14 protein-coding genes are annotated in these 11,716 nt (G+C 70.4%); 6 read left to right on the plus strand and 8 right to left on the minus strand.

Going from position 1 to position 11,716, the window contains the following annotated elements; all coding sequences use genetic code 11:
* Nucleotides 1–6: 6 nt before the first annotated feature.
* Both K7G59_RS24925 and K7G59_RS24930 read right to left on the minus strand, forming a co-directional pair.
* The gene (locus tag K7G59_RS24925) at nt 7–705 is read right to left on the minus strand and encodes an SDR family oxidoreductase (RefSeq protein ID WP_225837875.1); all 699 of its coding nucleotides are present in this window, start codon (nt 703–705) and stop codon (nt 7–9) included.
* A gap of 7 nt (nt 706–712) precedes the next feature.
* Complete coding sequence (locus tag K7G59_RS24930; protein WP_225837877.1) at nt 713–1,252, minus strand: TIGR00730 family Rossman fold protein; 540 nt, start codon at nt 1,250–1,252, stop codon at nt 713–715.
* 51 nt (nt 1,253–1,303) lie between these two features.
* Here K7G59_RS24930 and K7G59_RS24935 point away from each other — a divergent pair, with 51 nt between their 5' ends.
* From K7G59_RS24935 to K7G59_RS24950, 4 genes are all read left to right on the plus strand, one after another.
* Complete coding sequence (locus K7G59_RS24935; RefSeq protein WP_225837879.1) at nt 1,304–1,627, plus strand: DUF427 domain-containing protein; 324 nt, start codon at nt 1,304–1,306, stop codon at nt 1,625–1,627.
* Nucleotides 1,628–1,690: 63 nt separating this feature from the next.
* Complete coding sequence (locus tag K7G59_RS24940) at nt 1,691–2,485, plus strand: alpha/beta fold hydrolase (protein WP_225837881.1); 795 nt, start codon at nt 1,691–1,693, stop codon at nt 2,483–2,485.
* A gap of 372 nt (nt 2,486–2,857) precedes the next feature.
* On the plus strand, nt 2,858–3,511 hold the full coding sequence (locus K7G59_RS24945; RefSeq protein WP_225837883.1) for a histone protein: 654 nt from the start codon (nt 2,858–2,860) through the stop codon (nt 3,509–3,511).
* A 4-nt stretch (nt 3,512–3,515) separates the two neighbouring features.
* The gene (locus K7G59_RS24950; protein WP_225837885.1) at nt 3,516–4,514 is read left to right on the plus strand and encodes an SRPBCC family protein; all 999 of its coding nucleotides are present in this window, start codon (nt 3,516–3,518) and stop codon (nt 4,512–4,514) included.
* Between the two features lie 86 nt (nt 4,515–4,600).
* On the opposite strand, the gene mnmA is transcribed toward K7G59_RS24950, so the two are convergent.
* The 4 genes from mnmA to K7G59_RS24970 form a co-directional block, all read right to left on the minus strand.
* Nucleotides 4,601–5,725: a tRNA 2-thiouridine(34) synthase MnmA gene (gene mnmA, locus K7G59_RS24955; protein ID WP_225837886.1), complete on the minus strand. Its 1,125-nt coding sequence runs from the start codon at nt 5,723–5,725 to the stop codon at nt 4,601–4,603.
* 397 nt (nt 5,726–6,122) lie between these two features.
* On the minus strand, nt 6,123–7,292 hold the full coding sequence (locus K7G59_RS24960) for a cysteine desulfurase family protein (RefSeq protein WP_225837887.1): 1,170 nt from the start codon (nt 7,290–7,292) through the stop codon (nt 6,123–6,125).
* 160 nt (nt 7,293–7,452) lie between these two features.
* Nucleotides 7,453–7,731: a DUF4190 domain-containing protein gene (locus K7G59_RS24965; protein WP_225837888.1), complete on the minus strand. Its 279-nt coding sequence runs from the start codon at nt 7,729–7,731 to the stop codon at nt 7,453–7,455.
* A 32-nt stretch (nt 7,732–7,763) separates the two neighbouring features.
* A complete protein-coding gene (locus K7G59_RS24970; RefSeq protein ID WP_225837889.1) occupies nt 7,764–7,931 on the minus strand; it encodes a hypothetical protein in 168 nt (55 codons plus the stop codon).
* A gap of 121 nt (nt 7,932–8,052) precedes the next feature.
* Here K7G59_RS24970 and K7G59_RS24975 point away from each other — a divergent pair, with 121 nt between their 5' ends.
* Complete coding sequence (locus K7G59_RS24975; protein WP_225837890.1) at nt 8,053–8,694, plus strand: TetR family transcriptional regulator; 642 nt, start codon at nt 8,053–8,055, stop codon at nt 8,692–8,694.
* A 177-nt stretch (nt 8,695–8,871) separates the two neighbouring features.
* On the opposite strand, the gene K7G59_RS24980 is transcribed toward K7G59_RS24975, so the two are convergent.
* Nucleotides 8,872–9,732 carry a thioesterase family protein gene (locus K7G59_RS24980; protein ID WP_225837891.1) on the minus strand — a complete coding sequence of 287 codons (861 nt, stop codon included), beginning with the start codon at nt 9,730–9,732 and terminating at the stop codon, nt 8,872–8,874.
* Nucleotides 9,733–9,889: 157 nt separating this feature from the next.
* Between K7G59_RS24980 and K7G59_RS24985 the strand changes: the two genes are divergently transcribed.
* Entirely contained in the window at nt 9,890–11,116 is a 1,227-nt protein-coding gene (locus tag K7G59_RS24985; RefSeq protein WP_225837892.1) for an esterase family protein, read from the plus strand.
* Here K7G59_RS24985 and K7G59_RS24990 read toward each other — a convergent pair.
* The gene (locus K7G59_RS24990) at nt 11,025–11,684 is read right to left on the minus strand and encodes a trimeric intracellular cation channel family protein (protein ID WP_225837893.1); all 660 of its coding nucleotides are present in this window, start codon (nt 11,682–11,684) and stop codon (nt 11,025–11,027) included. The two genes, K7G59_RS24985 and K7G59_RS24990, sit on opposite strands and share 92 nt — an antisense overlap.
* Between the last annotated feature and the right edge of the window lie 32 nt (nt 11,685–11,716).

Consider the following 11,716-nt stretch of genomic DNA (forward strand, 5'->3'; position numbering starts at 1 on the left):
CGGCGGTCACCGGCCCGGCCGCACCGTGAGGTCGTTGACCTCCGCGTCCCGGGGCAGGTCCAGGGCCATCAGGACCGTCGTGGCGACCGACTCGGGGTCGATCCAGTCGGCCGGGTCGTACTCCTTGCCCTCCTGCTGGTGGACCTTGGCCTGCATGGGGCTGGCGGTGCGGCCGGGGTAGACCGAGGTGACCCGGACGCCGTTGCCGTGCTCCTCCTCGCGCAGGGAGTCGGCGAGCGCCTTCAGGCCGTGCTTGGAGGCGGCGTACGCGGACCAGCCAGCGTGGGCGTGGAGGCCGGCGCCGGAGTTGACGAAGATCACATGGCCGCGGGCGGCGCGGAGCTGGGGCAGGAAGTGCCGGGTCAGCTCGGCGGGGGCGATCAGGTTGACGTTGAGTTGGTGCCGCCAGGACTTCGGGGTCAGCTCGCCGACGTCACCGAGGTCCACGACCCCGGCGACGTGCAGCAGCGAGTCGATCCGTTCCGGCAGCGACTGGTGGGAGAACGCCCAGGACAGCCTGTCGGGGTCGGCCAGGTCGCCGACCAGGGTGCGCGCGCCGGGGAACTGTGCGGCCAGTTCCTTGGCGCGGCCCGCGTCGCGCACGTGCAGGACGAGCTGGTCCCCGCGCGCGTGGAGCCGGCGGGCGACGGCCCCGCCGATGCCGGACCCGGCCCCGGTGATCACATGAGTTGCCATGTCGGCCATGCTCGCATCACCGGTCGTGCGACGACTCCTCCAGGTAGGCCAGCGCGTCCGCCGGTTCCTGCGTGAAGAACATCAGGTCGCTGAGCGGGCGCGGCAGGAAACCCTCGGCCTCCATGCGGCGGAACTGCTGCTCCAGGCCGTCGTAGAAGCCTGCGGTGTTCAGCAGCACCACGGGCTTGTGGGTACGGCCGTGCTTCTTCAGCTCCAGGATCTCGGTGGCCTCGTCGAGCGTGCCGGTGCCGCCCACCATGATCACCACGGCGTCGGCGTTCTGCAGAAGCAGCTTCTTGCGCTCGGCGAGATCGCGGGCGATGACCATCTCGTCCGCCCCGGGGCGTGCCTTGGCCGCGAGGAATTCGACGGAAACGCCCAGCAGCCTGCCGCCGGCCTCCTGTACGCCGTCGGCGACGACCTTCATCAGGCCGACGTTGGAGCCGCCCCACACCAGCGTGTGGCCGCCCTTGCCGATCAGTTCCGCGAACTCGCGCGCGGGGCGCGTGTACCGCTCGTCGAGGTCGGCGGCGGAGAGGAAGACGCAGATGTTCATGTCCCTCACCGTACGCGGGAAGAAGTACGGGCTCGCGGACGCTCCTCGGATATGAGCCAAGGACACACGATCACCATCGAACAGGGCGAGCAGCACGTGCGCGTGGTGCACGGCGGCCGGGTCGTCGCGGACACCGTCCGTCCCCTGGTGCTGCGCGAGACCGGTTGTCCTGTGCGGTACTACGTCCCCGCCGAGGACGTCCGCACGGATCTGCTCACCCCCTCCCCCACCCACACCGTCTGCCCCTTCAAGGGCACCGCCTCCTACTGGTCGCTGCCGGACGCGCCCGACGTCGCGTGGGCGTACCCGGACCCGAAGCCGGAGGTGGCTCAGATCAGGAACCATCTGTGCTTCTACGAGGTCGAAGTGTTGTGACCTTGCACCGCGCCGACGTGTCGTGGGCGATGAGTCGCCCGCCGTGCGGCAGTCTGCAACGGCATGGACAAGAACACGACTTCCCGTGACGGCACCGTCCTCGCGTACGGCGTGATCGGCCAGGGGCCCACGGTGATCCTGGTGAGCGGCGCGATGTCCACCGGCGGCACGGTCACGCCCCTGGCGCACCGGCTCGCGGACCGCTGCACGGCCGTCGTCTACGACCGCCGGGGGCGCGGCGCGAGCGGTGACACGGCGCCGTACGCGGTGGAGCGCGAGGTCGAGGACCTGGCCGCGCTGCTCGACGCGGTGGGCGGCGAGGCGGCACTGTTCGGGGTCTCCTCCGGCGGCGCGCTCGCGCTGGAGGCGGCGGCGAGCGGTCTGCCGGTGGGTCGGGTCGCCGTCTACGAGGTGCCGTACGCGGACCACCTGGCCGGCGGGGCCGAGCGGGAGGCCGTGTACAAGGAGCAGTTGAACAGGGCGCTCGCGGAGGGCCGGCGCGGGGACGCGGTGGAGCTGTTCCTGCGTCTGACGGGCCTCGGCGAGGAGATGATCCGGGGCGCCCGCCAGTCGCCGATGTGGGCGGGCATGGAGGCCGTCGCCCCGAGCCTCGCGTACGACGACGCGGTCATGGGCGACGGCCTGCTGCCCCGGGAGCGGCTGGCCTCGATCTCGGTGCCCGTGCTGTCCGTCGCGGGCGGGGCGAGCCCGGAGTGGATGCACAGGGCGAGCCAGGCGGTCGCGGAGGCAACGCCCCAGGGCAGGTACCGGGTCCTGCCGGGGCAGACCCACATGGTGGAACCCGACGTCCTGGGGCCGGTGCTGGCGGACTTCGTCGCCGCCGGTACGACGCCGTAGGCGCAGGGATGTTTCCGGGGCGCGGGCGGTGCTCGGTGGCCTGGTGTAGTCGACGAGGAAGGGCAACGGGGGTGGGTGCACCCACAGGGGCCGTCCCTCGGAGGCCCTCCCCGGACGGTGTCCGGGCCCTGCGGGGTCGTTTCCGCGGCCCCATTCCCATGACGTGTGGCTACTGGTGACCAGTCAAGAGGGCCCTGTCCCCGCGTGCGTCCGCCGGCATCGCAGCGCAGACTTGGAAGTGGCGCGATTGATCGGCGTGGCCATCGACCGCTGCTTCATTTACACCCTCAGCCCGAGCAGTGTGGAGCCCTTGAACAGCTGGCACTCGCCGGGCGGAAGATCTGTTGGGCAGCCCCTGTGAAGGGAAAGCTGATGAGTGGCACACCCAAGATCGCTCTTGCCGCCGCGGTTGCCGGGGGGTATGTCCTCGGCCGGACGAAGAAGGCGCGGCTCGCCTTCGCCGTGGCGAGCTACCTGGCCGGCCGCCGGTTCGGTCTGGAACCACAGCAGCTGCTGACGGACGGGGTCAAGAAGCTGCGTGAGCTTCCTCAGTTCGCCGACCTCAACGAGCAGCTGCGCGGTGATGTCCTCAAGGCCGGACGCCAGGCGATGAGCGCGGTGGCCGACCGCAAACTCTCCGAGTTGGCCGACTCGCTCGACAAACGCACCGCCCGCATAGGCCGTAAGGGCGAGGAAGAGGGCGAGCCCGAGGAGGAGTACGAAGAGAGCGACGAAGAAGAGCCTGAAGAGGAAGAGGAACCAGAGGAAGAGGAACCAGAGGAGGAGGAAGAGCGGGAAGGGCCCGTGTCCGGGCATCGCCGTGCCGCTCGGGAGCCGAGCAGGGGTCGTCCAGCTGAAGCCGCTCGCCGGAAGGTGTCTGCGAAGAAGACTGCCGTGGGCAAGGCGGCTGCGACGGAGTCGGCGCGCGCGAAGAAGTCCTCGGCCTCGGCCAAGAAGACTGTTGCGAGGAAGGCCGCTGCTGCGACGAAGGCGATGCCAGGGAAGGCAACCGGACGGCGGAGGTAGACCCATGGCCAGCACGGCACGTGACACCAGAAGCACTCAGGGGTCGGGGCTCGACCAGTTGCGCGGCGCCTTCACGAACTTCATGGGAGCCCAGGTCGAGAACCTGGCCGAAAAGGCAGGCGACAAGCTGGGGGAGTTCACCCATGGACTCGAGGGCGTCGCGAAGAACGGCGGCGTGCTCCCCAAAGCAGGTCTGAGAATTCTTCAAGGTGACTCACCGTTCAAGGCTCTGCTCGGTGAGGGAACGAAGAGCGTCAAGGACAGCGTGTTCGGCAAGGTCAAGCAGGCGTTCGGCAAGGGTAAAGGCCGCGGGTCCGGCACCAAGAAGGTCATGAACATGATCGAGGTGGCCGACGTCGGCGTGCCTATTCGTTTCGCCTATAACCACTGGACTCGGTACGACAAGTTCAGCAGCTTCACCAAGGGCGTCCAAAGCGTGTCAAAGGGTTCAGACACCGACAGCGACTGGAAGGTCAAGGTAGGTCCGTCGACCCGCGGGTGGAGAGCCACGGTCCAGGAACAGGTGCCGGACGAACGCATCGCGTGGACCTCGGACGGCGCCAAGGGCACCACGCGCGGCTGCGTCAGCTTCCACGAGCTGACCCCGACACTGACGCGCATCGTGCTCGTAGTTGAGTACTACCCCTCTGGCTTCTTCGAAAAGACCGGCAATCTCTGGCGCGCCCAAGGACGCCGCCTGCGGCTGGACTTCAAACACTTCCAGCGCTACGTCACCCTGACCGACGAGGAACCGGACGGCTGGCGTGGCGAAGTGCGCGACGGTGAAGTGGTCCGCACCCATGAGGAAGCCATCGAGGAGGAAGAGGCCGGCGACACCGGCGACACCTCCGCCGAAGACGAGTACGCCGATGAGGAGGGTACGGAGGACGAGTACCCCGAAGAGGAGGAAGAGGCCGACGACACCTCCGCCGCCGACGACGACGAGTACGCCGATGAGGAGGAGGAAGAGGGGTACGAGGAAGACGAGGAGGAGAACCGCTGATCGCGTGAGGTGGCCGTGCGCACTGGGCTGGTACCCGTGTGCGCCGGCCCTCGGGCATGCTCCAGCGGCCCGCCCCTCAGATGTTGTCAGACCGCCGCGGCGCGCAGGGTGGACGCGATCGTCGCCGAGCCGACGACGCGCGTGCCGTCGTACAGCACGATCGCCTGGCCGGGGGCGACTCCGCGGACCGGCTCGGTGAAGCTGACGCGCAGTTCGCCGTCGACGAGTTCCGCGGTCACCTCCGTCTCGCCGCCGTGCGCGCGGAGCTGGGCGGTGTAGGTGCCGGCTCCCTCGGGTGCGCTGCCGCACCAGCGGGGCCGGACCGCGGTGAGCGCGCCGACGTCCAGGGAGGCGGCCGGGCCGACGGTCACCGTGTTGGTCACCGGGGAGATGTCGAGGACGTAGCGCGGCTTGCCGTCGGCGGCCGGGGTGCCGATGCGCAGGCCCTTGCGCTGGCCGATGGTGAAGCCGTACGCGCCCTCGTGGGAGCCCAGCCGGTTGCCGTCCTCGTCGACGATGTCGCCCTCGGCCTTGCCCAGGCGCTTGGCCAGGAAGCCCTGCGTGTCGCCGTCGGCGATGAAGCAGATGTCGTGCGAGTCGGGCTTCTTGGCCACGGCCAGGCCCCGGCGCTCGGCCTCCGCGCGGATCTCCTCCTTGGTGGTGACCGTGTCGCCGAGCGGGAACATCGCGTGGGCGAGCTGCTTGTCGTCCAGGACGCCGAGGACGTACGACTGGTCCTTCGCCATGTCGGAGGCGCGGTGCAGCTCGCGGGAGCCGTCCTCGTTCACGATCACCTTGGCGTAGTGGCCGGTGCACACCGCGTCGAAGCCCAGCGCCAGCGCCTTGTCCAGCAGGGCGGCGAACTTGATCTTCTCGTTGCAGCGCAGGCAGGGGTTCGGGGTGCGTCCGGCCTCGTACTCGGCGATGAAGTCCTCGACGACGTCCTCGCGGAAGCGGTCGGCGAGGTCCCACACGTAGAAGGGGATGCCGATGACGTCGGCGGCGCGGCGGGCGTCGCGCGAGTCCTCGATGGTGCAACAGCCCCGCGCGCCGGTGCGGAAGGACTGCGGGTTCGCGGAGAGCGCGAGGTGGACGCCGGTGACGTCGTGACCGGCTTCCGCGGCCCGCGCGGCGGCGACGGCGGAGTCGACTCCGCCGGACATGGCGGCGAGGACGCGGAGAGGACGGGGGCGCTGCGGGGTGTCAGTCATAGCCCTTCCAGAGTACGGGGCGCGGCATCGAGGGTCACCGCTAAAAAATCAAGGTTCTGCCCCTTTCATTCCGCTTCGGAAGGCTTATCCTATTAATAGACCTACGGGACGAGTGAGGGAGTCCAAGCGGAGTAGCCGACGTCAGCGAGAGGCACCGTAGGAGGCCTCAGCTGGTGCCGACGTCGACGCTCGGGCTGAGAGGCCGGAAGGTCCGGAAGGACCGGAAGGCGACCCCCATTACCTGATCCGGACAATGCCGGCGAAGGGAACCCGCCTCGTAGGTCGCCTTATTGCCTCCGGGCCCTGTCGTGCGCCCCGGGGGCACTTTCGTGCGTGCGGAGGCAGCCTCGGCGTGCGTGCGGAGGCAGCCTCGGGGCCGTGCGCCTGCGCGCGCCGGTCAGGTGAGCCCCGCCGCGCGGGCCCGCTCCACCGCCGGACCGATCGCCTTGGCGACCGCCTCGACGTCCGCCTCCGTGGAGGTGTGGCCCAGGGAGAAGCGCAGGGTGCTGCGGGCCAGGTCCGGGTCGGCACCGGTGGCCAGCAGGACGTGGCTGGGCTGGGCGACGCCCGCCGTGCAGGCGGAGCCGGTGGAGCACTCGATGCCCTGGGCGTCCAGCAGGAGCAGCAGGGAGTCGCCCTCACACCCCGGGAAGGTGAAGTGGGCGTTGGCCGGAAGACGCCCCTCCGGCGCCGGGTCGCCACCGAGGATCGCGTCCGGGACGGCCGTACGGACCGCGTCGATCAACTGGTCGCGCAGGGCACCGATCTCCCGCGCGAACCACTCCCGCTGCTCGGCGGCGAGCCGGCCGGCGACCGCGAAGGAGGCGATCGCCGGGACGTCGAGGGTGCCGGAACGGACGTGGCGTTCCTGGCCGCCGCCATGCAGGACGGGTACGGGGGTGTACTCGCGGCCCAGGATCAGCGCGCCGATGCCGTACGGGCCGCCGATCTTGTGGCCGGAAACGGTCATCGCGGCGAGGCCGGACGCGCCGAAGTCGACCGGGACCTGACCGAAGGCCTGCACCGCGTCGGCATGCAGGGGGACTCCGAACTCGGCTGCGACGTCGGCGAGTTCACGGACCGGCTGGACGGTGCCGATCTCGTTGTTGGCCCACATGACCGTGGCCAGGGCGACGTCGTCGGGGTTGCGGGAGATCGCCTCGCGCAGCGCGTCGGGGCGGACACGTCCGTAGGAGTCGACGGGGAGGTACTCGACGGTGGCGCCCTCCTGCTCGCCGAGCCAGTGCACGGCGTCCAGGACGGCGTGGTGCTCGACGGGGCTGGCCAGGACGCGGGTGCGGGCCGGGTCGGCGGCGCGGCGGGACCAGTACAGGCCCTTGACCGCGAGGTTGTCGGCCTCGGTACCGCCCGAGGTGAAGACGACCTCGCTGGGGCGGGCGCCCAGCGCGTCCGCGAGGGTCTCGCGGGACTCCTCGACCGTACGGCGGGCCCGGCGGCCGGAGGCGTGCAGCGAGGACGCGTTGCCGGTGATGCTCAGCTGGGCGGTCAGTGCCTCCGCCGCCTCCGGGAGCATCGGGGTCGTGGCAGCGTGGTCGAGGTAAGCCATGGTGAGGCCGATTCTACGGCGCGGGGTTCCCGCAGTCGGCTTCGGCCGTACACCTTGTCCGGGCCACACCTGGTCCCGGTGGCCGGATACCCGGCACCGTCGGCCGCGCCCACCCGTTCCGCCCCGCAGAACGTCGGCCCACGGCGGTGGCGCTCCCGGTTCACAGGCTCCAGGAGACGGTGTTCGAGACCTGCATCGCGATCGCCAGGACCGCCAGGTCCGCGGCGCCCAGGACCAGGCCCAGCCAGGCGCGTCCGCGGCGGGCCGTGCCGCGCCAGAGGGAGACGGCGGCCAGGACGATGGCGACCGGGCCGAGGAAGACGTTGAGGACGAGCAGGCCGAGGAGGCCGAGGATGAAGGACGCGACGGCCATGCCGTCGGCGTCGCGGGTGCGCGCGGGGGTGTCGGTGCGGCTTGTGGCCGACGCGGTGAGTTGCACGGTGCTCAGCTCCTGGATGTCGTTGTGGACGGTCAGTGGGCCGACGACTGGCGACGGCGGCCGAGGCGCTCGCGGACGGCGAAGATGCCGAGCCAGACACCGATGAACGCGGCCAGGGCGGCCGTGACGGTCAACGGTGCGTGAGCCACGGTGCCCAGGACGACGCCGAGCAGCATGAGTGCGGCGACGAGGAAAAGCATGGGATTCGATCCCCCTCCGTGAAGGTTCGGTGAACAGTTGTAGTAACAGTTGTTCACTGACTTCGAGTCTAGCGCTTCTCATGGCTTTCCAATTCCGGAGAACAGTTGTTAACTGGATGACATGAGTCACACCCTCGGCATCCGGCAGGCCCAGAAGCAGAAGACCCGGCAGGCGTTCCTGGATGCGGCGCTCACGCTGCTGGAGGAGCAGAGCCTGAGCAGCCTGGGCCTGCGCGAGGTCACCCGGGCCGTCGGTGTCGCCCCGACCGCCTTCTACCGGCACTTCCGCTCCACCGCCGACCTCGGTGTGGCCCTCGTCGACGAGGCGCTCGGCAGCCTGCACCCGATGGTGGGCCGGACGGTGTCCGCGGCCGGTGACAGCGAGGAACGCATCGCGGGCGCCATCGAGTTGATCGCCCACCACGTGGACACCCATCCCGCCCACGTCCGTTTCATCGCGCGCGAGCGGCACGGCGGGGTCCAGCCGGTACGCGAGGCCATCCGGTCCCAACTGGCCCGGTTCGCCGAGGAGGTGAAGGCCGAGCTGGTCAAGGACCCAGAGGCCGCGAGCTGGAGCGAGGACGACCTGCTGATGCTCGCCCATCTCTACGTCGACCAGATGCTCATCACCGCCTCGCTCTTCCTGGAGGTGCTGGAGGCCCCCGAGGAGGAGCGGGAGCGCGTCACCCGGCTCGCGAAGCGGCAGCTGCACCTCATCACCATCGGGCGCGACCACTGGCTGGAGTCGACCACCCGTCACTGAAGCACCGGGCTCGCACCACGCACATCAGGCCCGGCGTCGCCACAGCTCCCGCGCCCGGAGGGGATGCCGCGGGAGCGTTGCGGTCTGCGTGATCGACGACCACGGTTCCGGGACGAACCGCCCCGGCTTGCGCAAGGTCCGGCCGAACCCTTGCGGAAGGACCAGCCGAACCTCGGTTCAGCCGAGCCTGACCCGGGCCAGCTGGCGGGACTGGGCCACCAGGCGGTCCTCGCTGTCCCAGACCTCGGCGTCCTCCTCCAGGAAGCCGCCGGCCAGGTTGCGCGTGGTGATCGACACGCGCAGCGGGCCGGGGGCCGGGCGGTGGCGGACGTGGACGGTGAGTTCGACCGTGGGCACCCAGCCCGTCAGGCCGATCTCGAACGCGGTCGGCGGCAGCGCGTCCACCGCGAGGAGCAGGGAGAACGGGTCGGCGTCACGGCCGTCGGCCAGGCCGAACCAGGCGCGCATCTCACCCTTGCCGGAGGGCGCGCCGAGCGCCCAGCCGAGGGTGGCGGGGTCGAGCTTGAGCATCAGCCGGTCGGCGATCGCCGAACTGCCCGGCACCGGCGCAGGTGAGTCGTCGGGGCCGAAACACTGCTCGAGGGGCGGCATCGCGGGCGGCGTGGCCGAAGTACGGACGTCGTCGGGAAGGGTGGAGAGGTCGCCGTAGGAGGCGAGGACGCGGATGCGTTCGACCTCGTTGCCCTCGTCGTCGCACTGGAAGAGCGAGGCCTGTCCCGTGGAGAGGGTGCGGCCGGTGCGGACCTGTTCGGTGCGGATCACCGCGGGCCCGGGCTGGGAGGCGGTCAGGTAGTGCGCGGAGATGGTGAAGGGGTCCGGATGCGGGAGCGTGTCCGCGAGGGCCCGGCCGAGCACGGCCAGCAGGTAGCCGCCGTTCACGGCGTTGATGATGGTCCAGCCGGCGCTGAGGGCGATGTCGTAGACACCGGGCTCGCGAGGGATGACCGCCGTGTCCCGGTCGAACTCGCTGTCGCCGATCACGGCTCGGGCGACGGGTACGGAAGCTGCTTCTGGCATGCCTGAACCGTACAACAGGAAATTACTAAGCGGTAGCTTTTTCACGGGTGCCGGCGGGATGACGGGATCCGGCCTCCGAGTGAGATCCCGGCAATTTCTCGGTAAGTGTCCGGACACGTCCCCGACCCCGGACCGATGATCAGCCTCTATGGAGGTCATGAGCCTCACCGGGACCGCGTTCCTCTGGACGACGATCGTACTGTCGGTCGTCGCCCTCGTACTGCCGCTCGTGCTCTGGTCGAGACTGCGCGGGCCCAGGCCGCTACGGCTCGCGGCCCGCGTGCTGATGCTGCTGTTCACCCAGGGCACGGCGGTCACCCTGGTCTTCGTGCTGGTCAACAACCAGAACAACCTGTACGACGACTGGGCCGACCTGCTCGGTACGGGCAACCACGTCCAGCAGGCCGCGGACCTCGGCCGGGTCGGCACCGGCGGGATGGCGGTGAGACGGCTGCCCAAGGCCAGGCAGGACTTCAAGGCGGCCGACGGGCCCGGGATGCACGCGGCCGGCGGGGTGCGCGTCACCCAGCTCCAGGGCCGGGTCTCGGGCGTGAACGCCGAGGTCTACGTGTGGCTGCCACCGCAGTACCGCCAACCGGCCTACCGCCACCGGAAGTTCCCGGTGGTGGAAGTGCTGCCGGGCTACCCGGGCTCGGCGAAGGCGTGGTTCGGCTCGCTGAGGGCCCACGAGCAGCTGCTGCCGCTGATGCGCGGCGGCCGGGTGGCGCCCTTCATCCTGGTCGCGCCGCGCACCGACCTGCTGGGCGGCGTCGACACCGGCTGCGCCGACATCCCCGGGCAGGTCAACGCCGACAGCTGGCTCAGCATCGACGTGCCGAAGATGGTCACGGACAACTTCCGGGCCGAGCCGGCCCCCTCGGGCTGGGCGGTGGCCGGGTACTCCGCGGGTGCGCACTGCGCGGTCAAGCTGGCCGTGGCCCACCCCGACCGCTACCGGGCCGCGGTGAGTCTGTCCGGCTACAACGACCCGATCGGCGAGAACGACTCCCTCGCCGCGCAGAGCCCCGCCCTGCGCGCCGCGAACAACCCGTACCTGCTGCTGCGGAAGGCTCGGGTGCCGCCCAGGATCGCGCTGTACATCTCCGGCGAGGGCGGTGACGGATACCAGGCGGGCGTGGCCCTAAAGTCCGTCGCCAAGGCGCCGACGACCGTGCACCTGGTGTTCCTGCCGCGCAGCGCGGGCGGCCACAACATGGCGCTGTGGCGGCCCCAGGTGACCACGGTGTTCCGCTGGCTGACGCTCCAGTCGGGCGGGCGCCGCGCCACGGTGACTACTCCTCGGTCACCGTCGACCGCCGGTTCCACGCACGCGGCGCTCGCCAGTGGAACCGCATCGCGAGCAGGCGCAGCACGAAGGCGGTGACCACCGCGAGCCCGCTGGTGAGCGGGGTCAGCGCGTCGTAGCGGATGCACAGCACCACCATGGTGGCGCCGACGATCGCCGGGACCGCGTACAGGTCGCGATCCCAGCGCAGCAGTGAGGGGACCTCGTTGGCGAGCACGTCGCGCAGCACGCCGCCGCCGACCGCGGTGGCGAGGCCGAGGGTGGCGGACGCGGTCAGGCCGAGGCCGTAGCTGTACGCCTTCGTCGTACCGCTCACACAGAACAGGCCGAGCCCGGCCGCGTCGAAGACCAGCACCGCCGCCTGGATGCGCTCCACGTGCGGGTGCAGGAAGAAGACCACGAGCGCGGCGAGCAGGGGGGTCACGAAATACCCGAGGTCCGTGAAGGCGGCGGGGGGTACGGCCCCGATGACCAGATCACGGAACAGCCCTCCGCCCAGCGCGGTGACCTCGGCGAGTACGGCGATCCCGAAGACGTCGAAGTTCTTCCGGACGGCCAGCAGCGCGCCGGAGATCGCGAAAACGAAGATGCCGATGACGTCGAGCGTGTGCTGGACGGAGGGACTGAAGAGTGGCTGGAGGTGCACCCTTCTATTCTCACCCGCCAGGGGCCATGAAC

The organism is Streptomyces sp. NK08204 (assembly GCF_020400585.1).
Classification (GTDB): Bacteria; Actinomycetota; Actinomycetes; order Streptomycetales; family Streptomycetaceae; genus Streptomyces.